Annotated in this window: 29 protein-coding genes; 14 read left to right on the plus strand and 15 right to left on the minus strand. The window is 72.1% G+C overall.

Features of this window, described 5'->3' with window-relative positions; genetic code table 11:
* The first annotated feature begins 95 nt into the window (after window positions 1-95).
* Window positions 96-449 carry a hypothetical protein gene (locus IFR11_RS09440; RefSeq protein ID WP_191915981.1) on the plus strand — a complete coding sequence of 118 codons (354 nt, stop codon included), beginning with the start codon at window positions 96-98 and terminating at the stop codon, window positions 447-449.
* A gap of 71 nt (window positions 450-520) precedes the next feature.
* Here IFR11_RS09440 and IFR11_RS09445 read toward each other — a convergent pair whose 3' ends face one another.
* Window positions 521-1,072 carry a Dps family protein gene (locus IFR11_RS09445; RefSeq protein WP_055938511.1) on the minus strand — a complete coding sequence of 184 codons (552 nt, stop codon included), beginning with the start codon at window positions 1,070-1,072 and terminating at the stop codon, window positions 521-523.
* Between the two features lie 179 nt (window positions 1,073-1,251).
* Here IFR11_RS09445 and IFR11_RS09450 point away from each other — a divergent pair, with 179 nt between their 5' ends.
* Window positions 1,252-3,060, plus strand: a complete 1,809-nt coding sequence (locus tag IFR11_RS09450; protein WP_070409445.1) for a glycoside hydrolase family 15 protein — start codon at window positions 1,252-1,254, stop codon at window positions 3,058-3,060.
* Window positions 3,061-3,113: 53 nt separating this feature from the next.
* Window positions 3,114-4,007 (plus strand): SDR family oxidoreductase, encoded by an 894-nt coding sequence (locus tag IFR11_RS09455; protein ID WP_055838603.1) that lies wholly within the window; start codon window positions 3,114-3,116, stop codon window positions 4,005-4,007.
* A gap of 150 nt (window positions 4,008-4,157) precedes the next feature.
* Here IFR11_RS09455 and IFR11_RS09460 read toward each other — a convergent pair whose 3' ends face one another.
* A complete protein-coding gene (locus tag IFR11_RS09460; RefSeq protein ID WP_055839517.1) occupies window positions 4,158-4,667 on the minus strand; it encodes a GNAT family N-acetyltransferase in 510 nt (169 codons plus the stop codon).
* A 43-nt stretch (window positions 4,668-4,710) separates the two neighbouring features.
* On the opposite strand from IFR11_RS09460, the gene IFR11_RS09465 reads away from it, so the two are divergent.
* Complete coding sequence (locus IFR11_RS09465; RefSeq protein ID WP_191915982.1) at window positions 4,711-5,640, plus strand: helix-turn-helix transcriptional regulator; 930 nt, start codon at window positions 4,711-4,713, stop codon at window positions 5,638-5,640.
* A 32-nt stretch (window positions 5,641-5,672) separates the two neighbouring features.
* Here the strand turns inward: IFR11_RS09465 and IFR11_RS09470 are convergent, their stop codons facing one another.
* Window positions 5,673-5,933 carry a hypothetical protein gene (locus tag IFR11_RS09470; protein WP_055938500.1) on the minus strand — a complete coding sequence of 87 codons (261 nt, stop codon included), beginning with the start codon at window positions 5,931-5,933 and terminating at the stop codon, window positions 5,673-5,675.
* 170 nt (window positions 5,934-6,103) lie between these two features.
* Here IFR11_RS09470 and IFR11_RS09475 point away from each other — a divergent pair, with 170 nt between their 5' ends.
* A complete protein-coding gene (locus IFR11_RS09475; protein WP_181015936.1) occupies window positions 6,104-6,262 on the plus strand; it encodes a hypothetical protein in 159 nt (52 codons plus the stop codon).
* 113 nt (window positions 6,263-6,375) lie between these two features.
* On the opposite strand, the gene IFR11_RS09480 is transcribed toward IFR11_RS09475, so the two are convergent.
* A complete protein-coding gene (locus IFR11_RS09480; protein WP_191915983.1) occupies window positions 6,376-7,380 on the minus strand; it encodes a DUF1731 domain-containing protein in 1,005 nt (334 codons plus the stop codon).
* A gap of 120 nt (window positions 7,381-7,500) precedes the next feature.
* Between IFR11_RS09480 and IFR11_RS09485 the strand changes: the two genes are divergently transcribed.
* The 3 genes from IFR11_RS09485 (at window position 7,501) to IFR11_RS09490 (ending at window position 9,992) form a co-directional block, all read left to right on the plus strand.
* Window positions 7,501-8,103 (plus strand): hypothetical protein, encoded by a 603-nt coding sequence (locus IFR11_RS09485; protein ID WP_191915984.1) that lies wholly within the window; start codon window positions 7,501-7,503, stop codon window positions 8,101-8,103.
* Window positions 8,104-8,382: 279 nt separating this feature from the next.
* Window positions 8,383-8,514 carry a hypothetical protein gene (locus IFR11_RS16625; protein ID WP_274604452.1) on the plus strand — a complete coding sequence of 44 codons (132 nt, stop codon included), beginning with the start codon at window positions 8,383-8,385 and terminating at the stop codon, window positions 8,512-8,514.
* A complete protein-coding gene (locus tag IFR11_RS09490; protein ID WP_191915985.1) occupies window positions 8,511-9,992 on the plus strand; it encodes a PepSY-associated TM helix domain-containing protein in 1,482 nt (493 codons plus the stop codon). The genes IFR11_RS16625 and IFR11_RS09490 overlap by 4 nt, the downstream gene beginning before the upstream one ends.
* Before the next feature lie 33 nt (window positions 9,993-10,025).
* On the opposite strand, the gene IFR11_RS09495 is transcribed toward IFR11_RS09490, so the two are convergent.
* Window positions 10,026-10,442, minus strand: coding sequence for a GNAT family N-acetyltransferase (locus IFR11_RS09495; RefSeq protein ID WP_191915986.1), 417 nt, complete (start codon window positions 10,440-10,442; stop codon window positions 10,026-10,028).
* Window positions 10,443-10,531: 89 nt separating this feature from the next.
* Here IFR11_RS09495 and IFR11_RS09500 point away from each other — a divergent pair, with 89 nt between their 5' ends.
* Window positions 10,532-11,860 (plus strand): Cpe/LpqF family protein, encoded by a 1,329-nt coding sequence (locus tag IFR11_RS09500; protein ID WP_191915987.1) that lies wholly within the window; start codon window positions 10,532-10,534, stop codon window positions 11,858-11,860.
* An 84-nt stretch (window positions 11,861-11,944) separates the two neighbouring features.
* Here IFR11_RS09500 and IFR11_RS09505 read toward each other — a convergent pair whose 3' ends face one another.
* Window positions 11,945-12,391 carry a hypothetical protein gene (locus tag IFR11_RS09505; protein ID WP_055838585.1) on the minus strand — a complete coding sequence of 149 codons (447 nt, stop codon included), beginning with the start codon at window positions 12,389-12,391 and terminating at the stop codon, window positions 11,945-11,947.
* 161 nt (window positions 12,392-12,552) lie between these two features.
* Between IFR11_RS09505 and IFR11_RS09510 the strand changes: the two genes are divergently transcribed.
* Window positions 12,553-13,545 carry an aldo/keto reductase gene (locus IFR11_RS09510; RefSeq protein ID WP_055838582.1) on the plus strand — a complete coding sequence of 331 codons (993 nt, stop codon included), beginning with the start codon at window positions 12,553-12,555 and terminating at the stop codon, window positions 13,543-13,545.
* 63 nt (window positions 13,546-13,608) lie between these two features.
* Here IFR11_RS09510 and IFR11_RS09515 read toward each other — a convergent pair whose 3' ends face one another.
* Window positions 13,609-14,061 (minus strand): SRPBCC family protein, encoded by a 453-nt coding sequence (locus tag IFR11_RS09515; protein ID WP_055838580.1) that lies wholly within the window; start codon window positions 14,059-14,061, stop codon window positions 13,609-13,611.
* A gap of 143 nt (window positions 14,062-14,204) precedes the next feature.
* On the minus strand, window positions 14,205-15,425 hold the full coding sequence (locus IFR11_RS09520; protein WP_191915988.1) for an NAD(P)/FAD-dependent oxidoreductase: 1,221 nt from the start codon (window positions 15,423-15,425) through the stop codon (window positions 14,205-14,207).
* A 287-nt stretch (window positions 15,426-15,712) separates the two neighbouring features.
* Here IFR11_RS09520 and IFR11_RS09525 point away from each other — a divergent pair, with 287 nt between their 5' ends.
* Complete coding sequence (locus IFR11_RS09525) at window positions 15,713-16,075, plus strand: hypothetical protein (RefSeq protein ID WP_055838574.1); 363 nt, start codon at window positions 15,713-15,715, stop codon at window positions 16,073-16,075.
* A gap of 57 nt (window positions 16,076-16,132) precedes the next feature.
* Here IFR11_RS09525 and IFR11_RS09530 read toward each other — a convergent pair whose 3' ends face one another.
* Window positions 16,133-16,588: an Hsp20/alpha crystallin family protein gene (locus IFR11_RS09530; RefSeq protein ID WP_191915989.1), complete on the minus strand. Its 456-nt coding sequence runs from the start codon at window positions 16,586-16,588 to the stop codon at window positions 16,133-16,135.
* A 246-nt stretch (window positions 16,589-16,834) separates the two neighbouring features.
* Here IFR11_RS09530 and IFR11_RS09535 point away from each other — a divergent pair, with 246 nt between their 5' ends.
* Window positions 16,835-17,659 carry a UbiA family prenyltransferase gene (locus tag IFR11_RS09535; protein ID WP_191916023.1) on the plus strand — a complete coding sequence of 275 codons (825 nt, stop codon included), beginning with the start codon at window positions 16,835-16,837 and terminating at the stop codon, window positions 17,657-17,659.
* Between the two features lie 22 nt (window positions 17,660-17,681).
* On the opposite strand, the gene IFR11_RS09540 is transcribed toward IFR11_RS09535, so the two are convergent.
* The 5 genes from IFR11_RS09540 to IFR11_RS09560 all read right to left on the minus strand — a co-directional run bounded on the left by IFR11_RS09540 (window position 17,682) and on the right by IFR11_RS09560 (window position 22,674).
* Window positions 17,682-18,800: an FAD-dependent monooxygenase gene (locus IFR11_RS09540; protein WP_191915990.1), complete on the minus strand. Its 1,119-nt coding sequence runs from the start codon at window positions 18,798-18,800 to the stop codon at window positions 17,682-17,684.
* Window positions 18,793-19,455 (minus strand): methyltransferase domain-containing protein, encoded by a 663-nt coding sequence (locus IFR11_RS09545; protein ID WP_191916024.1) that lies wholly within the window; start codon window positions 19,453-19,455, stop codon window positions 18,793-18,795. Before IFR11_RS09545 ends, IFR11_RS09540 begins: the two co-directional genes overlap by 8 nt.
* Before the next feature lie 86 nt (window positions 19,456-19,541).
* A complete protein-coding gene (locus tag IFR11_RS09550; protein ID WP_191915991.1) occupies window positions 19,542-20,630 on the minus strand; it encodes a type III polyketide synthase in 1,089 nt (362 codons plus the stop codon).
* Between the two features lie 449 nt (window positions 20,631-21,079).
* Entirely contained in the window at window positions 21,080-22,276 is a 1,197-nt protein-coding gene (locus IFR11_RS09555) for a glycosyltransferase (protein ID WP_191915992.1), read from the minus strand.
* 197 nt (window positions 22,277-22,473) lie between these two features.
* Window positions 22,474-22,674 (minus strand): hypothetical protein, encoded by a 201-nt coding sequence (locus tag IFR11_RS09560; RefSeq protein WP_055838552.1) that lies wholly within the window; start codon window positions 22,672-22,674, stop codon window positions 22,474-22,476.
* Between the two features lie 228 nt (window positions 22,675-22,902).
* On the opposite strand from IFR11_RS09560, the gene IFR11_RS09565 reads away from it, so the two are divergent.
* Complete coding sequence (locus IFR11_RS09565) at window positions 22,903-23,367, plus strand: MarR family transcriptional regulator (RefSeq protein ID WP_191915993.1); 465 nt, start codon at window positions 22,903-22,905, stop codon at window positions 23,365-23,367.
* A 56-nt stretch (window positions 23,368-23,423) separates the two neighbouring features.
* Here the strand turns inward: IFR11_RS09565 and IFR11_RS09570 are convergent, their stop codons facing one another.
* Complete coding sequence (locus tag IFR11_RS09570; RefSeq protein ID WP_070410021.1) at window positions 23,424-23,765, minus strand: hypothetical protein; 342 nt, start codon at window positions 23,763-23,765, stop codon at window positions 23,424-23,426.
* A gap of 437 nt (window positions 23,766-24,202) precedes the next feature.
* On the opposite strand from IFR11_RS09570, the gene IFR11_RS16775 reads away from it, so the two are divergent.
* Complete coding sequence (locus IFR11_RS16775; RefSeq protein ID WP_055838548.1) at window positions 24,203-25,138, plus strand: AraC family transcriptional regulator; 936 nt, start codon at window positions 24,203-24,205, stop codon at window positions 25,136-25,138.
* The last annotated feature ends 122 nt before the right edge of the window (window positions 25,139-25,260 follow it).

A 25,260-nucleotide genomic window follows, 5' to 3' on the forward strand; every position in this document is an offset into this window, starting at 1 on the left:
GGCGGGTGAACTTCTCCACCGATCACCGATCGAGGCCGTCGTCGGCCGCGCGCACGCCGGTAATCTGTCGACACGCACACCCCGGAAGGACCACCGTGAACCTCGACGCGGCTCAAGCCCTCATCGCCCTCGGGGCCTTCTTCCTGACCTTCGCCGCCGCGATCCTCAGCGGGATGATGTGGATGCTGGACCGCGTCGAGCGTCGCACCGAACAGAACTTCGCTCAGGTGGACCAGCGCTTGGGCCGCATCGAATCGCGCATGGAGCGCGCCGAGACACGGATGGAGAGGGCTGACGCCCGCTTCGACGAACGCATGGTGCAGATCGACGCGCGAGAACGCCGGATCGACGCGCGTCTGCTCACGATCGACGGCAACATCGCCGAGATCAAGGCCTCCGTGTCGCGTCTCGAGGGGCCGCACTCGCCGTTCCTGATCGCCCGCGGCTGAACGCCCGCACGCGAAAACACCGGATGCCGAGGCCACGATGAGGCCTCGGCATCCGGTGTGTTCGTCGTCGTTCAGCTCCGGGCGACGCGGTTCTCCGCGCTGACCATCCACGACAGCTGCTCGAGGCGCTCGAGGATCGAGTGCAGGATGTCGGCGCTCGTGGGGTCTTCGTCGTCGACGTCGTCGTGCACCTCGCGGACGGTGCCGACGGTGGCGTCGAGGCGCTCCGTGATCAGGTCGACGACCTCCGAGGTGTCGACCTCGCCCTGGGGGAACTCGGGGAGGGTCGTGGTCTCGGCGATGGTGTCGCTGCGGCCGTCGGGAAGAGCGTGCAGGGCGCGCATGCGCTCGGCGACGGTGTCGCTGAACTCGCGGGCCGCGTCGATGATCTCGTCGAGCTGCAGGTGGGTGTCGCGGAAGTTCTTGCCGACGACGTTCCAGTGCGCCTGCTTGCCCTGGATCGACAGCTCGATCAGGTCGATGAGCACGCGCTGAAGGTTGTCGGTGAGCTCCTCCGAGGCCTGGAAGCCGCTCTCAGCGTTCTGCTCTTCGGTGGTTTCGGGGCCGTTGCCGCCGCGGGCGGGGCGACGGCGGTTCTTGGTGGTCTCCTGGGTGGCGGACATGCGCCTTCCTTTCACTCGCGGTCGGTAGCGACGTTAGGCGCTTCGTCGGCGGGCGCGGCGGGGGTTGCGAGCCTTCGCACAGCGGGGTAGCTGCCGACGCGTGGGTCGGCGCCGTAGCCGCTCCCCTCGGAATGGACAACCCCGGCCTTGCCCCACCGCGCCGTTCTTAGCGTGGAGACGTGCCCCACACACCCCCTGCTCCGTCTCGCCCCCTCCGCGACTACGCTGCGATCGGTGACGGTCGGACGGTCGCTCTGATCGGTCTCGACGGATCGGTGGACTGGCTGCCGCTTCCGAACATCCACTCGCGCCCCGTGTTCGCGCGACTCGTCGACGAATCGGCCGGCGGGTGCATCGAACTCGCTCCGGTGGAGGAGTACGAGGTCACCCGGCGTTACCTGCCGCACACGAACGTGCTCGAGACGACCTTCACGACCGCGTCGGGGGTGGCCACCGTGACCGACGCCATGGTCACGGGCATCGCCGGACGCCTCCCGTGGGCCGAGCTCGCGCGGCGCGTCGACGGGGTGAAGGGCGAGGTCGAGTTCGCCTGGTGCGTACAGCCCGGCACCATGCTGCGCTCCGCCGCCCCGTGGACCGAACGCATCGACGGCTTCTCGATCATGCGCATCGGACACGTCTCGCTCGCCGTTGTCGGCCATGAGCACGGTCTGCATGGCGACCCGGATGCCGGCAACGAGAGCATCGACGGCGCGTTCACGACGTCGAAGGGCTCGCGCCATCTGCTCGTGATCGCCGCGACCGAGGGGGAGCCGCTGCGCATCCCCGACGCGAAGAACGTCGACCGCGGCATCGACCGCACCGTCGACGGGTGGACGACGTGGTCCGACGAGTTCTCGTACGAGGGACCCTGGGCCGAAGACGTGCAGCGCAGCGCCCTCGCGCTGAAGCTGCTGTTGTTCAGCCCCACCGGGGCGATCGCGGCGGCGGCGACGACGTCGCTCCCCGAGAACCCCCGCGGGGGCAAGAACTGGGACTACCGCTACGCCTGGGTGCGCGATCTCGCCTACACGGCGCACGCCTGGGTGGGTTTCGGTCTGCGCGAGGAGACGCACGCGGCCATCTCGTGGCTGCTGCGCACGATCCGCAAGAACGGTCCCGAGGTGCAGGTGATGTACACCCTCGACGGCGAGGCCGAGATCGGGCTCGAGAAGCACGACGTGCCGGGTTGGAACGGCAACCAACCGGTCGTGACCGGGAACCCCGCGCAGGGGCAGCTGCAGCTCGGCGTCTACGGCGACCTGATCGCCCTGTGCCGCACCTACGTCGAGGCGGGGAACCGTCTCGACATCCAGACCGGACGCCTGCTCGCCGACGTCGCCGACCGCACGTGCGACCTGTGGCGCCGCGAGGACTCGGGCATGTGGGAGCTCCCGGAGCTGCGTCACTACACCTCGTCGAAGATGGGCTGCTGGAAGGCCCTCGACGACGCCCAGTGGCTCGCGGCCGGCGGACACATCCCCGACAACGCCGACCGGTGGCGCGCGGAGCGCGACCGCATTCACCGCTGGGTCGAAGAGCACTGCTGGTCGGAGGAGCTCGAGGCCTACACGCTCGCCCCCGGAAGCTCCGATCTCGACGCGTCGGTGTTGCTGCACGCCCCCACCGGCTTCGACCGGGGCGAGCGCATGTCGAAGACCCTGGATGCCATCACCGAACGTCTCACGACGGAGAACCACCTCGTCTACCGGTACACCGGCATGGACCAGGAGGAGCAGACGTTCGTCGCCTGCGCCTTCTGGCGGGCCACGGCGCTCGCCTGCGTCGGCCGCCACGACGAGGCGGTCGAGGCGATGGACGCTCTCGTCGCCCAGGGGAACGACGTCGGCATCTACTCCGAGATGATCGCCGAATCGGACGGGGCGTTCTGGGGCAACCTCCCGCAGGCGCTCAGTCACCTGGCCCTCATCAACGCCGCGCTCGTCATCCGCGAACTCGTGGATGCCGCCGAGCTCTCCGGCCGCTGATCCTCTGCCGCGACGTCTCGTCTCGGCATCCATCCCCCATGAAAGGACTCGCCATGAGCACGCAGTACACGTTCACCGATCCCACGAAGCTCTACGCCGACATCGAGCCCCAGGCGCAGGACCAGCCCGAGCCCGGCCTCGATGCCGAGCTGACCCCGAAGGCCGCGCTCGGCGAGGACACCTACGTCGGCAGCGAGCGGCTGAAGGGCCGCAAGGCGCTGATCACCGGAGCCGACTCGGGGATCGGCGCGGCCACCGCGATCGCGTTCGCCCGCGAGGGAGCCTCGGTGGCGATGTCGTACCTGCCGGAGGAGAAGGTGGATGCCGACCGCATCGCCGGAATCCTTCGTGAGGCCGGCGCGACCGTCGTGCAGATCCCCGGCGACCTGCGCGAGCGCGAGTACGCCCGCACGCTGGTCAAGGAAGCGGTCGAGGGCCTCGGCGGCCTCGACATCGTCGTCAACAACGGCGGCAAGCAGATCTTCAACGAAGACCTGACGACGCTGGACGACGAGCAGTTCGACGACACGTTCAAGACCAACGTCTACGCGATGTTCTGGATCTGCAAGGAGGCCATCCCGCACCTGCCCGCGGGTTCGGCCATCATCAACACCACGTCGATCCAGGCGTACTCGCCCGCGCCGATCCTCGTCGACTACGCCTCGACCAAGTCGACCATCAACACCTTCACCAAGGCCCTCGGTCAGCAGCTCGCGCCCAAGGGCATCCGGGTGAACGCCGTGGCGCCCGGCCCGATCTGGACGCCGCTGCAGGTGACCGACGGTCAGCCGAACGAGAAGGTCGACGAGTTCGGCGAGGAGACCCCGCTCGGGCGCATGGGCCAGCCCGCCGAGCTCGCCCCCGCATACGTGTACCTCGCCTCGGCGGAGTCGAGCTACGTCATCGGCGAGACGCTCAACGTCAACGGCGGTATGCCGACGCCGTAAGCGTGACGCGCAGAAGGGGCCGTCGTCCGGGACCGGGCGGCGGCCCCTTCGTCTGCGGTGCGCCACCCCCCTGTTGAGTGTCCGACACACGCCGCGTTCGCGGTCGGCACTGCGGCGTGTCGTGGACACTCAACAGGGGGGGCGTCCTGCTCAGGCGGTGAGCGGCTTGCGGTAGAAGATCTCGCCGTCGGCGGTGGTCTCGGTGCGGTGATACCCCTCGCGCTCGTACAGACGCTGGTTGGCTTCGCTCAGGCCGCCGGTGAAGAGCTCCGCCTCGGTGGCGCCGGCTTCACGTCCGCGCTGCTCGACCGCTGCCAGCAGCAACGTTCCGAGACCGGCGCCCTGCTGATCGGGGGCGATCGCGAGGCGCCCGATGAGCAGCAGTTCCCCGTCGCGGCGCGCGCGGACGGCGCCGACGATCCGGTGTCCGTCGACGGCGACGCAGCCGAGATTCTCGACCAGCTCGGCTTCGAGCTCGGGCAGGGTCTGCGTGAGCGGAGGCATATCGGGATCGCCGTAGATGAGCGCTTCGCTCGCGAAGGCGGCGCGCTGGATCGTGAGCACCTCTCCGGCGTCGTCGGGATGGATGGGGCGCACGGCGGGCGAGTCGGCCACGGGTGTCTCTCCTGGTGAGTCGGGGTGAGGGGGGTTAACTATCATGGGCATGAGCGGTCCGTTTTCCAGCGGTTCGCCGTCCTCGCCTATGAACGATTTCTTCGACTCGCGCGTCCGCACCGATGACGTGGCCGACACGCAGGCCTGGCTGCAAGAGCAGTACGGGCGGGTCGACGTGCTCGCCGAGAGGGCCTCGATCGCGGAGCACGCGGTCGGTGATGCGGCGTTCGCCCTGCGACACCTGACCTGGGACTGCCGGGCCGAGATCGTCTACGAGGCGGATCGGTTCTACTTCGCCACCTCGAATCCCGGGTTCTCGTGGACCATCGGCTCCGAATCCGGCGACTACAGCGTGGAGCCCGGCATCGTGCAGCCCGGTCGCGAACTCATCGGGAGACCGATCGACACGACGGTGCAGCTCGTGGCGTTCGACGCCGAGTGGCTGAGCGAGACGGCCCGCACGATCTACGGCGACGAGACGCTCGTGGCCCGGTTCGCCGGCACGGGACCGGTGTCGCGGCGCCTGGGCGAGTACTGGCTCGCGACGCTGCGGTGGTCGTTGACGCAGGTCCCCCTGCTGGCGGAGCCTCTCGTGCGGGCGCACGTGCGACGCGCCCTCGCCGCGGCGACGCTCGAGGCGTTCCCCCTCGTGGGCGACGCGCGCGAGCGGCGGGCATCGGCACTCGAGCAGGCGACGATCTACACCGCCGCGACGTCGTGGATCGACGATCACGCGTCGTTGCCCGTGACGGTCGACGACGCGGCGCGTGCCGTCGGCACGTCTGCCACCGGCCTGCGTCGCGCGTTCGCGGCCAACGGGCAACTGGCATCCTCTCCCGAGGAGTACCTGTCTGCGGCGCGTCTGAGCGCGGCTCACGCCGACCTCCTCGACGCCGACGCGGGATGTGCGTCGGTCGGGGAGGTCGCCGCCCGATGGGGTTTCGCCGATCCGGACGCCTTCGTGCGGTCGTACGTCGAGGTGTATCGCGTCGCACCGCAGCGCACGCTCGAACGGTGATCGCCGGGTGCTGACCGAGGGACTCTGATCGCTCAGCGGTCGCGGTCGGTGTACTCGCCGGGGTTGTCGAGGTCTTCGTGCGCCTCGTCGCCGCTCGGCAGCTCGACGTCGGTGTAGGCGCCGGCCTCGTCGGTGCGGGGGCGCGACTCGCTCCCGTCGGCGTTCTCGCGGTCGACGTACTCGCCGGGCGCGTCGGCGCTCCCGCGGTCGTCGTCTCCGCCGGGCAGCTGCACGTCGGTGTACTCGCCTTCTTCGGGTCCGGTGCCGTGTCCGTTGACGTCGCGCTCAGTCATGTCCGCCTCCTGGGGGTCGTGATGACAGCGACGCTAGTCCGCGGATGCCGGGGGCGCAGCGGTCTTGACACGGCTTCCGCCGCGCAGCCCGCACGGCGCCACCCGTGCGGTGCCGCCCGCACGGTGTCAAGGGCGCAGACGAGGGGGCGTCGACCCGGCAGAGTGGGACCATGCCCGCTCTCGCCATCATCCTCGTCATCGTCGGTCTCGTGCTCCTCTTCCTCGGCATCTTCGTCGAGGCCGTGAAGTTCCTGCTCTGGATCGGCGTGATCATCCTGATCATCGGTGTGATCGCCGCGCTCATGCGGTTCATCCGTCGCCAGGTCTGACCGTTCGTCCCCACCCCCGGATCCGACCGAGGTCGGAGCGATCAGAGGCCGTCCCCCGTGTGCCGCACCGACGTGCGTCACACGGCCGGGGCGGCCTTTCGCGTGAGGCCGGCTCAGGCCGAGAACAGGTCGCGACCGCGCGGGGGGCGCAGAGCCGCCACCGCCTCGAGCGCCGGGGCCAGCTCGGGATAGCGGAAGACGTAGCCCGCCTCGGTCAGCACGCGGGGCACCGCCCACCGGCTCTTCAGCACGAGTTCGGGCTCGTTGCGCAGCAGCGCCATCGCCGGATCGAGCATCCACCGGAACGCGGGCAGGCCGATCGGCGCCCGCGCGATGCGCCGGAGCTCTCGCATGAGGGTGCGGTTGTCGCTCACGGCGGGCGCGGCCAGGTTGACCGGACCGACGATGTCGTCGCGGTCGCGCAGGAATCGCACGGATGCCACGACGTCATCGATGTGGATCCAGCTGAAGCGCTGGTGGCCCGAGGTGCGGTGCCAGCTCGACCACAGGCGCCCCGTGGGGCGCGCGCCGATCCCGCGGTACCGGCGGTGGGGGAACCACCAGCTGTCGATCTGCGGGCCGCCCAGCCCGAGTCGGGCGAGGGCGAACAGCATGCGGGTCGCCGGACCGTCTCCGAGCACGATCGCCATGCGCAACGCCACACGGCGCGTGCGGGGCAGTTCTCCCTCGAAGAACGCGCGTTCCCAGCTCGTGGCCACATCGACCGAGAACCCCTGGCCGATCTCGCCGTCGACTTCGTCGTTGCCGTGCTCGGTGGCGTGGCGGTAGATCGTCGCGGTCGAGGCGTTCATCCACACCGTGGGCGGGTGGGCCGCGTGCGCGACGGCGGAGTGCAGGGCACGGGTGGTGTCGACGCGAGAGCGCAGGATCTCGTCACGGTTCGCGTCGGTGTACCGGCACGACACGATCTTGCCCGCCAGGTTCACCAGGACGTCGGCGCCGTCGACGACCTGCGCCACGGCGGCCGGATCGGCCCAGGTCGCGGTGCCGGTGCGGCCGATCGTGTCGACGTCGTAGCCGTCGTCTCGGAACGCGGCGACCAGCGCTCCGCCGACGAATCCGCTCGCTCCGGCGATCACGGCGCGGGGTCGGGGCACGGCATCCTCCTGGGTCGGGTGGCCTCAGCCTAGGGGCGGAGGCGTGCTGATCGCCCTCCTGTTGCTCGACGCCGATGCAGTGCGCGGAACGCGCGGGGAACCCCTGCCACAATGGAGGCCATGCGACGACGGGCACGGGGCGCACGCGTCGCGCGCGGGGGCGTCGCCGCGTCGATCGCCACCCTCGTCGCGTTGCTCTCGCACGTGACCGGCGGGGGAGCCGTGCCCGGCTGGATCGGTGTCGTCGTTCCGCTCGCGCTGTCGTTCGTCGCCTGCACGGTCCTGGCCGGCCGCCGGCTCTCGGCCTGGCGTCTGAGCGCGGCCGTCGTCGTCAGCCAGCTGCTGTTCCACGCGCTGTTCGTGCTCGGCAGCTACGACCTCGGCGCGGCCGGCCACGTGCACGGGGCCGTCTTCCCGGCGGTCGCCGCGGATCCGGTGGGCGCCGCCCTGACGCCGGATGCCACGATGTGGCTCTGGCACGCGCTCGCCGCGGCCGTCACCTCGCTGGCCTTGCACCGCGCGGAACGCACCCTGGGGGTGCTGCGTGCGCTCGCGGACCGCGCGGTCGAGGGGCTGCGTGCGCGCGTGCGCGTGATGGCGGCGACGTTCGGGCCCGTGTCGCCGCGCCATCGCGTTGCGGTCGTGGTCGCCGTCGTGCGCCCGACCTCGGTGCTGCTCGCCGCGAGTGCGCGACGTCGCGGGCCGCCGGTCTCGGCATCCTGACCCTGCTCCGCGTCACGCCGCGCCGTGAGCGGTGCGTCCCGGCCGTCTGACGGACCGGGCGGGCGGTCGCGCACGCCGAGTGCTCTCGCGCCGGCGCGACTCCCTTCCACGTCCCCTCGGGACGCCCCCTTCCTCGGTCATCGTCGAGCGGCGATGTCGTATCCCGTGGCGCACCGCCCCGCGGCGACGTCGACCGCGCGCGGGACCCCGGCCCGTCGTGCACGCGCGCGGCGGCGCCGACCGACGGGCGCCACCCGGTGCCCGGAGAAGAGATCCTCCATGTTCCGTTCCCCTCCCCTCACCCTGCCGGCGCCGGTCGTCGCGGCATCCGCTCCCGACGAGTCCGCCCCGCCGTCCCCGCCGCCCGCGCCCGCCCCCGGCCGCCCCGTCGAGCCCGGGGCGCCGTCATGACGGCATCCACCCCGTCGAGTGTCCACAACACGCCGTCGGGAGACGACGCGGTGCGGCGTGTTCCGGACACTCGACGGTCGGGGAGCGGGCCGGGCGCTCCGCGACGAGGCTGGTTCACCGCGCTGCTGCGTCGGCTGCACTTCTTCGCGGGACTGCTCGTGGGGCCGTTCATCCTGGTCGCGGCGCTGAGCGGCGCGCTGTACGCCCTCACGCCGTCGCTCGAGAGGGTCATGTACGCGCACGAGGTGACCGCCACCTCCACCCTGGTCGGGATGCCGCTGGCCGACCAGGTCGAGGCGGCCGAGGCCTACGTGGGCGGCGGGGCCTCACCGGTCGCCGTGCGGCCCGCCCCCGCGCCCGGTGACACCACGCGCGTCCTGTTCGCCGACGAGGCGCTACCCGAAAGCACGACGCGGGCGATCTTCGTCGACCCCGCGACGGCCGAGGTCCGCGGCGACCTGCCCGCGTACGGCACGAGCGGCGCACTGCCCCTGCGGCACTGGATCAGCGACCTGCACCGCTCGCTGCACCTGGGCGAGCCGGGCCGGCTGTACAGCGAGCTCGCGGCATCGTGGCTCGGGATCGTCTCGCTCGCGGGCCTCGGGCTGTGGATCGGCCGCTTCGTGCGCAGCCGCCGCGGGCGCCGCGACCTGCTGCGGCCGAACCGCGCGCACCGGGGGTACCGCAAGCTGTCGGGCTGGCACTCGGCCGTCGGGATCTGGGTCGTGCTGGGCGCGGTCTTCCTCGCGGCGACGGGCATCACCTGGTCGGCCTCGGCGGGCGCGCACGTCTCCGACCTGCGTGCCGCGATCGGTGAGGGGACACCCGCGTTGACGACCTCGCTCGGTGCGGAGGCGGAGGCCGGCGGCGAGCACGCCGGACACGGCGGCGGGGCGCACGCCGACACCCCGGGGGCGGCGGACCCGGCCACGTTCGACGCCGTCCTCGCCGTCGCGAAGGGCGTCAACGTCAACACCGGCGACGTCGAGATCCGCCCGCCGTCCGGCGCCGCAGACGCCTGGGTCGTGCAGGAGGTGCACCGCAGCTTCCCGACCGAAGTGGATGCCGTGGCCATCGACGCATCGACCCTGCGCGTGACCGATCGGGTCGACTTCGCCGACTATCCGCTGCTCGCCAAGCTGTCTCGCTGGGGCGTCGACCTGCACATGGGCACCCTGTTCGGTCTCGTCAACCAGCTCGTGCTGTTCGCCCTGGCGATCGGCATCGCCGCGCTCGTCGTCTGGGGCTACGCGATGTGGTGGAACCGTCGCCCGACCCGTGGCCTCGCGTCGGCGCCGGCACGCGGCGCACTGCGCGGGGCACCCTGGTGGGGGATCGGTGCGGTGCTCGTGGTCGCGGTGGCGTTCGGGCTGTTCCTGCCGCTCGTCGGTTACACGCTCGCGGCGTTCGTGGTGCTCGATGTACTGCTCGGTCTCTGGGCGCGGCGGCGGCCCGGAGCGACGCGGCCCACGGTGTGACGGCGCGGCGCCGTCCCCCGCGAGGCGGCCCGCTCAGCCCTCGAGCAGCAGGTGCATCGTCACCGAACCCGTCGTCGGCTCGGTGAAGCCCAGGCTGCGGTACAGCGCCTGACCCGGAGGGTCGGCCAGCAGGGTCACGTAGGCACCCTCGGGGGCCTTCGCGCGGATCTCCGCGAGAAGGTCCTCGAGGATGCGGCGGCCGAGACCGCGTCGCTGGTACTCGGGCAGCGTGGCCATGTCGGCGATGAGGAAGTACCACCCGCCGTCGCCGACGACCCGGCCCATCGCGATCGATCGACCCGTGGCATCCACGATCCGACGCCAGGCCCAGCTGTTCGCGAGCGCGGGCGCGCCCTGATCGGAACGCTTGGGGGTCAGGCCCGAGGCACGGCGCAGCTCGAGGTAGTCGTCGAGAGAGGGGGCGAGGGGTTCGAGGCGGAGGTCGTGCATGCCTCCACCTTCGCGTATCTCCGTCTCGCGAGGGAGGCGGCGTGCGAAGCGGGTCCGTAGCGTGGAAAGCCCCCCTCGGAAGGACTCCCGTGACTCTCGCCCGTCGCCTCGCCGCCGCCCTCTCGATCGCCACGATCGCCGCCCTCACCGCGTGTACCAGCTCCGCGCCCGACACTCCCGCAACCCCCGCGGCCTCGGTCGAGGTGCCGGCCACCCCCGTGGGGGAGCGGCTGACCTGGGTGATCGACGTGCTCGAGGCCGAGGCCGACACGACGGCCGGCGACTGGTCGCGCGTGCTGCACGAGGACTTCCAGCAGCAGGTGTCGGCCGACGACATCGCCGAGCTGCTCAATCGGCAGATCCGCCCGGCGGCGCCCTTCACCGTGACCGCGTACCAGGGCACCGAGACCCAGGCGGTCGCGACCCTCGCCGGGACGCTCGGCGACCCGTTCGATCTCTCGCTCGCGATCGACGGCAACGACCGCATCACCGGCATGGTGTTCGCCCCGGTCGCCGAGCCGTGGGAGCCCTCCGCCTCGCTCGACGAGGTGGAGCAGCGCCTGGGCGATCTTCCCGGCGAGGTCAGCGCGCTGATCCGGCGAGGAGACGACGACGTCGTGGCGGTGGACACCGAACGGGCAGCTCCCCTCGCCTCGATCTTCAAGCTGTACGTGCTGCTCGCGGCGGCCGATGCCGTGGCATCCGGGGATCTCGCCTGGGACGAGACGCTCGTGCTCGACGACGCCGACCGCAGCCTGCCCTCGGGCGAGCTTCAGAACGCCCCCACCGGTACCGAGGTGTCGGTGCGCGAGGCCGCCTCGGCCATGATCCGCATCAGCGACAACACCGCCACCGACCTGCTGATCGAGCGGCTCGGGCGTGAGCGCGTCGAAGCGGCGGTCGCGCGCAGCGGCCACGCGGACCCCGCCGCGTTGACGCCCTTCCTCTCGACCAAGGAGCTGTTCACCCTGGGTTGGGGCGACCCGGCTCTGCGCGAGGAGTGGGCGCGTGCCGACGACGCTGCGAAGCGCGCGCTGCTCGACCGCATCGACGCCGCCCCGCTGGCCGTCGGCGTCACCGACGTGACGACCCCGGTATGGCAGGACGGATTCGACTGGTTCGCCTCGGCCACCGACATCGCCGCCGTGCATCGGGCGCTGCAGCAGACCCAGGATGCCGAGGTGCTCGCCATCCTGAGCGAGAACCCCGGTGCGGGACTCGACGTCGGCACGTGGCCCTACGTCGGCTTCAAGGGCGGTTCGAGCCTGGGCGTGCTGACCGGCAGCTGGTTCGTGCGCGACGACGAGGGGGAGGCGACGGTGGTGCTGCTTCTCTCGGCCGACGACGCGCAGGCCGTGACCGCGGCGATGGGCGACTTCTTCCACCTCGCCGAAGACGCCCTGCGCCTCGCACGCTGAGCCTCGCCGCTGCGGGAGGCCGGGAGCCCGTCGAGGGGGCTGGGACCGTGCGCGGGGGCGACCGGAGGGCCGCCCCCGGCGGGATCACGCGTCGTCGGGGTCGGGCAGGCTCTGGGCGATCTTGCTGGATGCCGCGGAATCACGGCCGACACCGGGCTGGAACTTCGCGATGGGGTCGTCGGCGTCGACGTGCGGTTCGCCCTCGGCGGGAGCGTCCGAAGCCGCGTGCGCGGTGGCCGAGCCGCCGCCGGTGTCCTCGGTGTGCCGCGAGGTCGAGCCGCCCTCGCCGCGGGCGTCGTCGGTGCCCCGCTCGGTGAGGCCGTCGGCGGCGCGGGTGCCGACTCCGGGCAGGTCGTTCTGGCTCGAGATGCCCTGGATGCGGGCTTCGTCGTCGGCGTCGATCTGCGCCGCTCCGACGGCACCGGTGTCGGCGCCGGCGGCGCCGGCGGGCACATCGGCGGCCAGGCCCTCGGACTCGGGGACGATGTTCTCTTCGTCGGCTCCGGGGAGCCGGTCGGCGGGAGTGTTCATGGCGTTCCTTCCGTGGGGTGTGCCGCCACGCTAGAGGCGACCGCCGACCGGGCGAACGGGCTTGACGACCGCCACGGGGTGCGCAGGGGGCGTCCGGTGGGCCGCGGCCCCGGTGCCGGACGCGCTGGATAGGCTCGGAACCAGCTTCGAAAGGAACCGCAATGCAGCAGCGTCCCCTCTCCCGCACCGGCCGTGACGTCTCGGTGATCGGCCTCGGTACTTGGCAGCTCGGCCCCGACTGGGGCGGTGTCAGCGAAGACGAGGCCCTCGCCGTGCTGGCCGCCTCGGCCGACGCCGGCGTCACGCTCTTCGACACCGCCGACGTGTACGGCGACGGCCGGTCCGAAGAGATCATCGGAAAGTTCCTGAACGACACCGCCGCCACGGGCATCACCGTGGCGACCAAGATGGGCCGTCGCGAAGACCAGGTGCCCGAGAACTACACGATGGAGAACTTCCGTGGGTGGATCGACCGCTCGCGGCGGCTGCTCGGCACCGACACCCTCGACCTCGTGCAGTTGCACTGCCCGCCGTCAGCCGTGATCGACGACGACGCCACCTACGACGCGCTCGACCAGCTCGTCGCCGAGGGCGTCATCGCCGCCTACGGTGCGTCGGTCGAGACGATGGAGCAGGCCCTCTCGGCGCTCCGCCGGCCGAACCTCAGCAACCTGCAGATCATCTTCAACCCGTTCCGGCTCAAGCCCCTCGACGAGGTGCTGCCGATGGCGGCCGAGAAGAACGTCGCCGTGTTGGCCCGCGTGCCGTTGGCGAGCGGTCTGCTCTCGGGCAAATACACCGCCGACACGACGTTCGACAAGGACGACCACCGCACGTACAACCGCAACGGCGAGGCGTTCGACAAGGGGGAGACGTTCTCGGGCGTCCCGTTCGCCGAGGGAGTGGCCGCGGCCGACGAGCTCAAGGCCTCGCTTCCCGAGGGAGTCACCCTGCCCGCCGCTACGCTGGCGTGGATCGCCTCGCGCGAGGGCATCACCTCGGTGATCCCGGGCGCCCGTTCGGTGGCGCAGGCCACATCGAACGCCGGGGCCGCACAGCTCCTCGACGAGGGCTTCGACCTCGACGCCTTCGACGCGTTGGTGCGTGACGTCTACGACCGCCGTCTGCGGGCGGAGATCCACCCGCAGTGGTGAGCGTCTGACACGCGAAAGCCGGGTCCGCCCCGAAGGGTGGACCCGGCTTTCCTGTCTATGACGTCAGCTGACGTCGCCGCGCCAGGCGCCGGACTCGGCACCGCGCGACTCGATGTACTTCTTGAAGTTGTCGAGGTCCTTCTTCACCGAGTGGTCGTCGGCGCCGAAGACGGCACCGAGCTTCTCGAGGACTCCGGTGGGCTCCCAGTCGATCTGCACGGTGACGCGCGTCTCGTCGTCGGAGAGACGGTGGAACGTCACGACACCCGCGTGGTTCTCGTCGCCGCCGACGCTGTTCCAGGCGACGCGCTCGTCGGGGTGCTGCTCGGTGATCTCGGCGTCGAACTCGCGCTCGGCACCGGCGATCTTCACCTTCCAGTGCGTGAGGGTGTCGCTCTTCTGCGTGATCGACTCGACGAAGCTCATGAAGTGCGGGAACTCCTCGAACTGCGTCCACTGGTTGTAGGCGACGCGGACGGGAACGTTGACGTCGATGGTTTCGATGACCTGTGCCATGGTGTCCTCTTTCGTGTGGTTTCCGGGGCTGGTCCCAGTCTTCGCTCGTCACGGGCGAGCTGCCCCCGGGGTTGAGGGATCGGCTCGCGTGCCCTATGGGCGTGCGCGGCGCGCCGGGGTCGTTCGGGGATTCGCCCCGCGGCTTAGGCGCGACCGCGCAGGATCAGGTGCCAGTAGACCCAGGGCAGCCCCCGACGGTCGGCGATCCACGACAGGGCGCGCTCTCGATACAGCGAACGCCAGAAGGGGATCGTGGGCTGCAGGCGCCCCTGACGATCGAACTCGGCGAAGACGACGGTGCCGCGCGACACCGTGAACGGCACGACGCTGTAGCCGTCGTACTTCGCGGAGGGGGAGCGCCCGGCTCTCACCGCCGTCATGTTCTTCACGAGGGCTTTCGCCTGCTGCCGGATCGCGCCCCCGGAACGGCGGGTCGCCACCGCGGCGGCATCGCCGACCGACCAGATCTCTGGATACCGCGTGTGCTGCAGCGTCTCGGGATCGACGTCGACGAACCCGTGCGGATCGTCGGATGCCGCCAGCCCGCTGCCGGCGATCCACTCCGGCGCCCGCTGCGGAGGGACCGCGTGCAGCACGTCGTACGCCAGGGTCTCTTCGGCCTCGCCGTGACCGATCGTGATCGTCTGCGCCTCGGCATCCACCGACCGCACCTCGCGGCTGTAGTGCACCTCGATGCCGTACTCGTCGAGTTTGCGCTGCAGCTCGCGGTCGATGGCCGGGATGCCGAAGGGCACGGGGTCGGGGGCGACGAAGACCACGCGCAGGTCGTCGCGCACACCGATCGCGCGCCACCAGTCGCACGCGAGGTACATCGGCTTCTGCGCGGCCGCGCCGCAGGACGCGGGCTCGGGCGGCTGGGTGAACACGACCGTGCCGGAGCGCAGGTCGCGCAGCACCGGTGAGGCTTTCGCGGCGAGGTCGTAGTCGTAGTTCGAGATGCCGTTCGGTGCCGCCATGGCCTCGGGCAGGCCCGGGATCTGCTCCCATGCCATGCGCAGGCCGGCGCACACCACGAGCTGGTCGTAGTCGAGATGACCGCCCGACACGAGATGCACGCGGCGGGCCGCGGCATCCACCGTGAAGACCTCGTCGCGCAGCCAGCGGGTGCCCGGGGGGATCACGTCGGCCTGCGCGCGGACGGCCTCGCTGGCCCGTGCCGCGCCTCCCGCGATGTGCGACTGGAGGGGCGCGAAGACGTGCTGCGTCCGCGGCTCGATCACGGTGATGTCTCCGGCGCGGGCCCGGTGGAGGCGTCCGGCCACCGACAGTCCGGCGTTGCCCCCGCCGATGATCACGATGCGGGGGGTGTCGGCGCGAGCGACGGTGCGGCTCGAGTCGTTCATGGGGGATCCTCTCGTCTCCCTCACCGTGTCGTCATCGGCAGCGGGATACCACCCGGTTGACAGCGTCGGTCGGGCGGATGACCCGGGCGCTGGGGAACGACGAAGAGGGCTCGCCGTCGGCAGGAGCGCTTCTCCCGCGCCGGAGCGGGGGCGCACCCGTCGAAGCGCGTGGTCCGTGCGCGGGCCGGGCCTGTCAAGGGGCGGGGCGCGGCCGCGTCGGCATCGTTGGATGGAGGCACCGCCGATCAGCGGTGACGCACCCCGGTGCGTTCGACGAAAGGATCCTCATGAGCGACGCCTCGATCGACCCGTCCCCCGCCGACTCGTCGACCCCCGCCGCCGACGTCGGCATCGCGGGCGTGCAGCCCCTGCGCGACGGCGACACCTCGATCGAGCCCGACCCCGCGCTCGACCCCGCCCAGGCGGAGTGGGATGCCACGACGGCCCTCGACGAGGGCGTCGACCCGCAGGACATCGCCCCCGCGACCGCGACGGGCGCAGACCCGGCCGAGATCGCCGCCGACGACACCGACATCCCGTTCGACGACATCCACCCCGGGTCCACCGGCACCGACTCGCAGGGTCAGGACCCGGGCGTCGTCGAGCTCGGCGAAGAGGGCCAGGGCGACCTGGCGCCCGAAGACCTCTGAGCGACGCGCGAAGAGAGGGGTCGGTCCGTTCGGGCCGACCCCTCTCTTCGCGATGGATTACTGCTCGATGAGCTGCGGTTCGCTCTCGTGCGCGCGGATGACGCCGTCGTGGTCGTCGGTGGCCACCGCGATGCGGCGCGGCTTCGCCTTCTCGTTCACCGGGATCGTGACCGACAGCACCCCGTTGCGGTAGGCGGCGCTGATGCCGTCGGTGTCGATGCCCTGGCCGAGGTTGAGCTGGCGGACGAAGGTGGCCGTCTCGCGCTCGCGGGTGATCCACTTGACGTCGTCGCCGGTGGCGAGGGTGCGTTCGGCGCGGATGGTCAGCAGCTGACCGTCGACGTCGATGTCGACCGAGCCCGGGTCGACCCCGGGAAGGTCGGCCGAGAGCACGTAGTGGTCGCCGTCGCGGTAGAGGTCCATCGGCATCCGGCGCGGTCCGCCCCCGCGACGGGCGTCGAGAAGGGTCGACGCGAGGCGGTCGAGGTCGCGGAAGGGGTCGTAAGTGGCCATGGTCGGTTCTCCTTTTCGGTCGGTCCGGATATCGGCATCCGGAGTTCGATGAAGTTGAGCCTTGTGCGCTCAACGTGGCAGCAGATTAGCACTCTCGATAGGAGAGTGCCAAGACCGTCGAGTGTCCAAGACGCGCCGTGCCGGGGCCGGTCTCGGCGGCGTGTCCTGGACGCTCAACGTGGTGGTGGTGAGGCGCCCGGGCGGGTCGACCGCCCGGGTGCGCAGCCGCGGTAGCGTCATCGGGTGATGGATGCCGCGGCGAAGCCGCCCCTCGTGCGGGCGCTGTGGGGCGCGACCCACCCGGGGCCGACCCTGGTCGTGACCGTTCTGTCGCTGGCCCTCGGCCTCGCCGCCGGGGTCGAGCCCGGGCGACTCGCGCTGCTGGTGGTGGCCGTGTTCGCCGGGCAGGTGTCGGTGGGCCTGTCGAACGACGCGATCGACGGCGCGCGCGACGCCGCCGTCGGCCGCTCGGACAAGCCCATCGTCGGGGGAGCGATCACTCCGGAACGTGCGCTCGGGGTGGCCGTGGCGTCCGCGCTCCTCGCCGTGCTCCTGTCGGTGCCGCTCGGCCCCGGACTCGTCGCCGCGCACGCGGTGGCCCTGGCCTCGGCGTGGGCCTACAACGCCGGGCTGAAGTCGACGCCGGCGTCGATCGTGCCGTTCGTGCTGAGTTTCGGGCTCTTCCCGTCGTTCGCGACGCTGTCCCTCGCCTCTCCCGCGCTGGCTGCCCCGTGGGCGTCGCTCGCGGGCGCCGCCCTCGGCGCGGCCGTGCATCTGACCAACGTCGTTCGCGACCTCGACGACGATCGGCGCACGGGCGTGCGGGGCCTTCCGCACCGCCTCGGTGCGCGGGTCTCGGTGGTGCTCGCGGCGGTCGGCGTCGTCGCCGGAGCGGTGGCGGTGCTGATCGGCACGGATGCCACGGTGCTCGGCGCGATCTTCTTCGCCGCCGTCATCGCGGTGGCGGCCACGGCCGTGGTGCTCGTGCTCGTGCGCGCGCCCGGACGCGCGGTGTTCCAGCTCACGATGCTGGCGGCGCTGCTGCTCGCCGCTCAACTCGTCGTGACCTGACTCCTCCCGCCCGGGCGGCTCGTCAGTCGCGGGCGGCGCGATCCAGTCGCATGGCGTACGCGCGCGTGAACAGCGCGCCCCCCGCCCCCCGCAGCATGGTGCGCAGCGCCCCGGTGCGCAGGGGGTGGGCGAGCGGGCCCGTGGCTCGCCCGAGCAGCGTGTTGAGCCAGGCCAGGCGCGCCGCGTGCCGCGCCGAGGCCAGACGGTCGGTCTCCCATCGTCCGAGGCCGACGGCCTCGCCCGTCCGCACCCACCCGGGCAGCAGCGGGGCCAGCGTGAGGGCGTCGAGCAGCCCGAGGTTCATCCCCTGACCGCCGATGGGGCTCACCTCGTGGGCGGCGTCGCCGACCACCACGACGCGGCCGCGCCGCAGCGCCGGAGCCACGGCGCGCCGCACGCGGAACGTCGTCGCCTCGGCGATGTCGACCTCGAGCCCCGCGCGCTCGGCGACGGCCCGCTCGAGGGTGCCGACGGCATCCGCCACCTCGTCGGTGCCCGCCCACGCCACCAGCCGGCGGCGTCCGCCGGGCAGCGGGAACGACTCCAGCACGCCCTGGCGTTCCAGGTGCACCCGGGCGACGGGACCGCCGGGAGCGACGACGTCGGCCATGACGTAGCGGTCGGGGTAGTGGTGCGTCCGAACGGCGCCGGGGCGGTACGCGAGGTCGCGGCCCGCCCATCCCGAGGCCACGACGACGACGCGGGCGCGGATCTCCTCGTCACCGCGCGGACCGGTGGCGCGCACGCGTACGCCTTGACCGTCGTCGTGCACGGCGGTCATCGCGACCCCCCGACGCACGCGCGGCGCGAGGCCGGTCAGAACCTCCATCGTGTCGGCCTGGGGGAGGGCGGCGACGTACGGATGACGCGCCCGCAGGCGATCGAAGCGGATCGCCGCGAGCAGCCGGCCGTCGGCCCGCGCCTCGCCGCGGACGATCCTCTCGGCGCGCGCCAGCAGGGCCTCGGTCGCGCCCGACGCCTCGAGGAGGGCGAGAGCGGGGGAGTGGATGCCGATGGCCCGCGACCCTGATCCGGTGCCGGCGCGCTTCTCGACGATCTCGACGTCGACCCCGCGCACCCGCAGGTCGGCCGCCAGGGCGAGACCGACGGGTCCGGCTCCGACCACCAGCACCTCAGGCACGCTCCGCCCGCCCCTCGGCCACGGCGAGAACACGGAAGGGCGCCGGCGTCTCGACCCGCCAGGGTGTTCCGAGCGCGGCGGCCAGCTCGGGGGCGCGATAGCTGCGGCGGATCGAGCGCAGTCCGTCGACGCGCAGAAACGTGCCGGCCGACAGCGGGGCGATCCCCGCGGCGTACAGGGCGTACGCGAGTCGGCCTCGGGCGATGTCGGCGTGCAGCACCCGACCGCTCGAGAGGGCGAGCGAGTCCTCGGCGAACGTCGCCAGGGCGGCGGCGTCGAGGTGGTGCAGCACGTGGTTCGACACGACCAGGTCGTAGCGTTCGCCCGCGGCGCGCAGGGCGCCCGAGTCCTGGGCCACGAACCGCACGCCCGGTCGTTCGCGCGCGCGGGCCGAGGCGATGGCGCGGGGGTCGGGATCGGCGCCGGTCCACTCGACGTCGAACCCGTCGCGCGCGGCCAGGCCCGCCAGACGGACGGCGACGTCGCCGCCGCCGCACCCCAGGTCGAGCGCGCGGGCGGGGCGGCCGAGCGCCTGCAACTGCGGGCGGACGCGCGAGCGGTACACGTGCCCCCAGGCCGAGACCAGGCGGTTCACGACGTCGAACCGCCGATACGTCGCCGCCAGGGCGCGCGGGTCGCAGTCGGGGTCGTCCATCAGCTCGGTGAGCGCCGCATCGCGTCGGGCGAGGCTGCGCCAGAGGCCGGTCGCTCCGTCGCTGGTGGCGGGGCCTCGCGCGGCGCTCACGGGCGGCGCAGCGTCAGACGCGCCGCCTCGACCGTCAGGCCGGGGCCGAAGGCCAGGGCGGCGATCCGCTCCCCGTCGGGGTGCGCGACGTCGGCCAGCAGGTCGCGCAGGATGAACAGCAGGGTCGCACTCGACATGTTGCCGTGCGCGCGCAGCACCTCCCGCGAGGGCGCCAGGGCGGCGGCATCCAGGCCGAGAGCACTCTCGACCCGGTCGAGGATGCTGCGGCCGCCGGGATGCACGGCCCACGCGTCGACGTCGCGCAGGTCGCCCAGCACGTCGGCGGCGATGCCGGTGATCTCGCGCCCGATGATGCGCGGCACCTCGGGGGTGAGGGTCATCTCGAACCCGGAGTCGCCCACCGTCCAGGCCATGTCCTTCTCGCCCTCGTCGGTGACGTGGGTGGCGAAGTCGTCGAGGTCGAGGCCGGGGTGCGACGAGTCTCCGGATGCCACGACCGCGGCCGCCGCGCCGTCGGCGAACACCGAGGCTGCGACGATCTGGTCGGGGTGCGACGAGGTCTGCCAGTGCAGCGAGCACAGTTCGGCGCACGCCACGAGCACGACGGCGTCGGGGTCGGCGGTCACGATCCGCGCCGCGAGCCGCAGCGCGGGGATCGCCGCCGCGCATCCGATGAAACCGAGGTGGTACCGCTCGGCCGAGGTCGGCAGGCCGAGGTCGCGCACGAGGTGGTAGTCGGGACCCGGCGCGAACATGCCGGTGCACGAGACGGTCACGACGTGCGTGATGGCATCCGGCGTCCGCCCCGAACCCTCGATCGCGGCGCGCGACGCCTCGGCGAACAGGGCGGGTGCGGTGCGGCGGTACTCCGCGTTGCGGGCTCCCGTGGACGGCATGAGCAGCGTGTCGCCGTCACGGACGCCGAGCCCGCCCCCGGTGCCGCCGGCGAGCTGCGGCAGCACGACGTGGCGGGTGTCGATGGCGGCGGCATCGAAGGCCGCACCCACCAGGCGTTGGCCCTTGCGGTCGAACCCGGGCTGCGCGGCGAAGAGGTCGCGCAGGGCCGATTGCTCGACGCGGGTCTCGGGCAGGGCCGTGCCGATCGAGAGGATGCGCGCGGTCATGCCTCACTGTAGACACGGTTCGGGGCACCGGCGGCGGGGATAGCGCGGTGTCGGTGCGGCGTCTATGGTGCCGCGCGGCCCCGCGTGCGCTGAGACGTCACGGAGTGCGCCGACTTCCCATCCCGTAGACGACGACGTTGACGGCGGGGACGGCGAGAAAAAGCATCCAGCACCACGCCCAACTCCCGGCCGCCCCGAGCGCGAAGGCCAGAGACACGCACACCGCTTGCACGATCAACGCCGCCACGACGCCCCAACCGCCGCCGAGGGGTCACCTCGGCACCGAAGCATCGTCGATGCTCATTCGCCCCATGACACGCCACCGTATCCGGGTGTCGCGAAGGACGTCCACATCGTGCGCGCCCGGTCTCTTTCTCGCCACCCGCGCGTGGAGCGGAATCCGTCGGTACCGTGCCACAGGAGACGGTGTTCTCACCTCGCGCCGAGGGTCAGGCGGCCAGGACGCTCGGCAGCAGCAGGCTCGAGATCGCACCACGGTAATCGTCGACCATGCGCCTGCGGTCGATGCGCGTGCGTGCGGCGAGGGCGGCGCGGCGCAGCTCGCCGCGGCGGCACAGCGCGTCGTCCCAGGCGGCGGCGATCGCGGCGGCGTCGCGGGGCGTGACGAGGCCGAAGCCCGCGACCATCCGGGCGGCGTCGCCGACGTCGGTGGTCACGGGGACGGCTCCGGATGCCGCTCCCTCGGCCAGGCAGAGGGGTGAGGCTTCGCCGAAGGCGCTGGTGAGGGCCACGATGTCGGCCGCGCGATACAGCTGCGGCATGTCTTCGCGCAGTCCCAGGGCGTGCAGCGCCACCGCGCCGTCGATGCCGTTCTCGGCGAGCAGGGCGGTGAACAGGGGATTGTCGCGGGTCATGCCCGAACCGCACATGACGTAGTGGGCGCCGGGGGAGTGCGCCGCATGGCGCGCCACCGCCGCGAGGAACAGCCCCGGGTCTTTCATGGCGTCGAAGCGTGCCGCCAGCAGCACGACGGGGGCGGACTCCGGGATGCCGAGACCCTCGCGGATGCGGTGACGCTCGGCCCGGGTGCCCGGGCGGAAACGACGGGTGTCGATGCCGTTGTCGATGACCCACGCCTGCTCGGTGACGACGCCGGCGCGGGCGTAGGCGGTCGACGTCGACGAGGCGCAGGCGATCGTGGCCGACACGGCGCCGGAGGCCCCGGCATCGCGCAACCACCCCAGCGCCGGCCCCGAATGCGTGGGATCGGAGCGGTGCAGGCACGCCGCCACCGGCCGTGCGGGCAGGAGCCCGGCGCGATCGAGGGCCACCACGAGGCTGAGCGGCTGCTCTTTCAGTGAGAGCACGACGTCGGCGTCGGCGAAGAGATGGGCCGCCCGCTCGAGTTCGGGCCGGGTGAAGTCTTCGGGGTGCACCGGGTGATCGCCCGCGATGCGGTCGAGGGCGTCGATGCGCACCCCGGCGCGGCGCAGACGGCGATAGCGCGTGTCGTCGCGGGCGAGCTGCAGCGACGCGTCGCGACGGGCGGCGGAGGTGAGCGAGAGCACCCGGTGGTGCTGCGCACCGCCGGCGGCGAGACCCGCGATGACGTCGGAATGCAGAATCCGTGCGCCCCCGGCGAAGAAGCCCTCGTACAACGACAGCACGCGCAGGGGTCGAATCATCGAGGGGCCTTCCGGGGGAGGAGCACCGCTCGTGGCGGTGCTGTCGCCGATCACCGCGGATGCGGTCGTCCCATGCTGAAGGGTCGGCCCGGTGCGGCGGGTTACGCCGTGGAAACCATCGTATGAACGCCCGGACACAGGCCGACGCGCCGGCTCCCGGGGGTGGGAGCCGACGCGTCGGTAGGAAGAGCGGTGGTTCAGGCTCGGGGCGCGACCACCATCGGCTCGACGATCGTGCGGGTGCGCGACCAGGGCCAGCGCGGGGCCGCACGCGTCCCCCGTCGGTCCTCGGCCGCCCTCGGCACGATGCCGTTGCCCATCGCGGTCGACATCGCGATGCTCCACACCGAGCCCGCGTGCTGGGCGTCGTCCTGTGCGCCGTGTTGTCCGTAGATCATGGTCTTCTCCTCGCTCCCGTCTCCCGACGGAACTGTCCTTGTTCCGTCTTAGACCGGCGGCGAGCGGCGGGGCCCGCCCTTGACAGCGCCGCCCTGCTGCGCATGCGGGGCAACGCCGCGGGTCCAGACGACGGGCCCGGCTCGAGGCGGAGGAGACGAGGGCATCACCCGGCTCCTCCGCCTCGCGACGAGACGGCCTCTGGGATGGAGTCGCTACGATCGGGGGTCGTGCAGACGTCTTCCGATTCTTCGTCGTCCCCCTCGCCGGGGTCCGACCTGGGGCGCGCCCTGCTCGCATACGGCGAGGCTCGGCGCGTCGCCGCCGCCGCCGCCCGCCGCGAACTCGCGCTTAACGAGCTCGACGCCCGCGCGCTCGTGTTCGTCGCCGACAACCCCGGCGCGCGTCCCTCCCACGTGCGCGATCACCTGGGGATCACCTCGGCCGGTGTGACCACCCTCATCGACCGTCTCGTCCAGCGTGGCGCCGTTCGCCGCGATCTCGACGAGGACGATCGGCGGGTCAACCACATCACGGCGACGGTCGATCTCGACAGCCCCCCATGGAACGCGCTGCGCGCTTTCGACGACGGCATGGAGGCGGCGATCGCCGGCCTGGATGCGGAGCGCGCGGCTGCGGCGGCGTCGCTGCTGCAGCACCTCATCGCGACGGTGGCGATAGCGGACGAGCGCTGAGTCGCCACGCTGAGGCGTGACCGCTCGACCTCCACACCGCGGTGGAGGCGAGGGTGTCAGGCTCGCGCGAGGAACGCCTCGGACCGGGCCTGCAGGAACGAGCACAGTGCCGCCAGGGTGGCCAGCTCGCCGGACAACGCCATGACCCGACCGGCGGGCAGCGGAGCCGCGTCTTCTCGAGGTTCGAAGGTGACGGCCCAGTCGGTCGAACCGACCTCGCTGCTCGGCGCCACGTAGAAGGTCGTCGAGACGCTGCGCAGCTGCGCGGCGACGAGGCCGGCGTCCGCGCCGTCTTCGCCATCCTGCGGGATGACGCGCAGGATCTCCGCGTCGTCGAACCCGAGCGCCCGGAAGTCGTCGACCCACTCCTGGAGCGTGCTCATCGTGCGAAAAGGCATCGGCATCCCCTCGGGTATCGGCACACCCGGCGGCGGCTGCCTCCATTATGTCCGTGCCGGGGCTCCCGCGCGGGGTGGGCCGTCTCAGTGCGGGGTCACGAGCGCCGCACCGAGACGATCCGACCGTCGCGCCGGGGAACGGGGACGCCGGATGCCGCACCCCGAAGGAGCTGCGTCCCGAATCTTCCCGAGCACGGCGGTGGCGGTCAATGCGATGTGAGACGGGTTGCGCGCCCCGGCCGGAGGTGCGCGCGCGGCGGCCGACGACGCTGTGGCTGCTTGCTATGAATTGCCCCAGTACGCTGGAACGTGGATGGGGGGCATCCAGGTTCGTGCACGGACGCCCGCGGAGCGCGCGTGAGAGCGGTCCCATATCGATCCTTGCCACGGAGCGCAATGGTCTTGCCGCACGACTTCGGACAATTTAGGAAGACCTCGTGGAGCATACGAACATCGAGACCCGCGACGCCGAGACGGTGGAGCAGCTGTGGCAGTCGGTCGTCCCGGGGGCGCGTATTTCGCGCGCGGAGGTGATCCAGCCCGGTCTGTCCTGGCACGCCGCGACGGAGCCGGGGTTCGGTTTCTTCGACTACACGATCGGGTCGACCATGCTGGTCGAGTCCGACCCGCTCGATCACGTGGTCGTCGGCCGCATCGCCGGCCCCCGGGTGGCGGGAACGTATCGCCGGGAGCGCATCGACACCGCGGTGCCGTTCATGGTCGTCGACCGCCCGCTCGAGATCGCCTTCACCGGGCGCATCGCCGGGGCAGGCGTGTCGTTCGCGCGGTCGGAGTTCGACGAGGCAGCCCGCCGCCTGTCGGGCGACGACACGCTGCGCGTGCGTCCGACCGGCTACGCCCCCGTCAGCGAGCAGCGTCTGCGCTACTGGTCGCGCACCTGGGAGTACGCGCGCGACGTGCTGCTGCGCTCGCAGGAACGCTCGCCGCTCGTCGAGCAGCAGGCGCGCACGCTCATGCTCGAGGCGTCGCTGCTGACGTTTCCGACCACGTTGACCGAGGTCCTCGCCGCTGGGCGTCCGGCCCGCCCGCTCCCCGCGCCCGTCCGCCGTGCGAAGGCCTACGTCGAAGCCCACGCCGCGGAGCCGGTGGTGCTGGCCGACATCGCCACGGCGGCGCGACTGTCGCCGCGGGGGCTGCAGTACGCCTTCCGTGCCGCGACCGGGCGCACACCCATGCAGTACCTGCGCCGCGTGCGGCTCGACGCCGCGCGCGCCGAGCTGCGCAGCGCCGATCCGTCGGTCGACACCGTCGCCGCGGTCGCCGCCCGATGGGGTTTTTCGAACCTCGGCCGTTTCGCGGCGATGTACCGCGGCGAGTTCGGCGAGACGCCGTCGACGACGCTGCGCAGCTGAGCCGCGCCCGCGTCGGCGCGTCGCGGTGCCCAGCGGAGCGCGTGGGACGAGGGGAGGACGTTTCTCGTCCTGGCATCCTCCCGTCGCTGCATCTCCTCCGTTCCGCACGCCGTCGGTGATCC

This window comes from Microbacterium sp. CFBP 8801, from assembly GCF_014839455.1.
GTDB lineage: Bacteria > Actinomycetota > Actinomycetes > Actinomycetales > Microbacteriaceae > Microbacterium.

Bases quoted from the DNA above. Each gene is read 5' to 3' on its own strand.
- IFR11_RS09445 (WP_055938511.1), bottom strand. From the start codon at position 1,072: ATGTCCGCCACCCAGGAGACCACCAAGAACCGCCGTCGCCCCGCCCGC.
- IFR11_RS09455 (WP_055838603.1), top strand. From the start codon at position 3,114: ATGAGCACGCAGTACACGTTCACCGATCCCACGAAGCTCTACGCCGAC.
- IFR11_RS09460 (WP_055839517.1), bottom strand. From the start codon at position 4,667: ATGATAGTTAACCCCCCTCACCCCGACTCACCAGGAGAGACACCCGTG.
- IFR11_RS09465 (WP_191915982.1), top strand. From the start codon at position 4,711: ATGAACGATTTCTTCGACTCGCGCGTCCGCACCGATGACGTGGCCGAC.
- IFR11_RS09470 (WP_055938500.1), bottom strand. From the start codon at position 5,933: ATGACTGAGCGCGACGTCAACGGACACGGCACCGGACCCGAAGAAGGC.
- IFR11_RS09475 (WP_181015936.1), top strand. From the start codon at position 6,104: ATGCCCGCTCTCGCCATCATCCTCGTCATCGTCGGTCTCGTGCTCCTC.
- IFR11_RS09485 (WP_191915984.1), top strand. From the start codon at position 7,501: ATGCGACGACGGGCACGGGGCGCACGCGTCGCGCGCGGGGGCGTCGCC.
- IFR11_RS16625 (WP_274604452.1), top strand. From the start codon at position 8,383: ATGTTCCGTTCCCCTCCCCTCACCCTGCCGGCGCCGGTCGTCGCGGCA.
- IFR11_RS09490 (WP_191915985.1), top strand. From the start codon at position 8,511: ATGACGGCATCCACCCCGTCGAGTGTCCACAACACGCCGTCGGGAGAC.
- IFR11_RS09495 (WP_191915986.1), bottom strand. From the start codon at position 10,442: ATGCACGACCTCCGCCTCGAACCCCTCGCCCCCTCTCTCGACGACTAC.
- IFR11_RS09505 (WP_055838585.1), bottom strand. From the start codon at position 12,391: ATGAACACTCCCGCCGACCGGCTCCCCGGAGCCGACGAAGAGAACATC.
- IFR11_RS09510 (WP_055838582.1), top strand. From the start codon at position 12,553: ATGCAGCAGCGTCCCCTCTCCCGCACCGGCCGTGACGTCTCGGTGATC.
- IFR11_RS09515 (WP_055838580.1), bottom strand. From the start codon at position 14,061: ATGGCACAGGTCATCGAAACCATCGACGTCAACGTTCCCGTCCGCGTC.
- IFR11_RS09520 (WP_191915988.1), bottom strand. From the start codon at position 15,425: ATGAACGACTCGAGCCGCACCGTCGCTCGCGCCGACACCCCCCGCATC.
- IFR11_RS09525 (WP_055838574.1), top strand. From the start codon at position 15,713: ATGAGCGACGCCTCGATCGACCCGTCCCCCGCCGACTCGTCGACCCCC.
- IFR11_RS09530 (WP_191915989.1), bottom strand. From the start codon at position 16,588: ATGGCCACTTACGACCCCTTCCGCGACCTCGACCGCCTCGCGTCGACC.
- IFR11_RS09535 (WP_191916023.1), top strand. From the start codon at position 16,835: ATGGATGCCGCGGCGAAGCCGCCCCTCGTGCGGGCGCTGTGGGGCGCG.
- IFR11_RS09545 (WP_191916024.1), bottom strand. From the start codon at position 19,455: ATGGACGACCCCGACTGCGACCCGCGCGCCCTGGCGGCGACGTATCGG.
- IFR11_RS09550 (WP_191915991.1), bottom strand. From the start codon at position 20,630: ATGACCGCGCGCATCCTCTCGATCGGCACGGCCCTGCCCGAGACCCGC.
- IFR11_RS09555 (WP_191915992.1), bottom strand. From the start codon at position 22,276: ATGATTCGACCCCTGCGCGTGCTGTCGTTGTACGAGGGCTTCTTCGCC.
- IFR11_RS09560 (WP_055838552.1), bottom strand. From the start codon at position 22,674: ATGATCTACGGACAACACGGCGCACAGGACGACGCCCAGCACGCGGGC.
- IFR11_RS09570 (WP_070410021.1), bottom strand. From the start codon at position 23,765: ATGCCTTTTCGCACGATGAGCACGCTCCAGGAGTGGGTCGACGACTTC.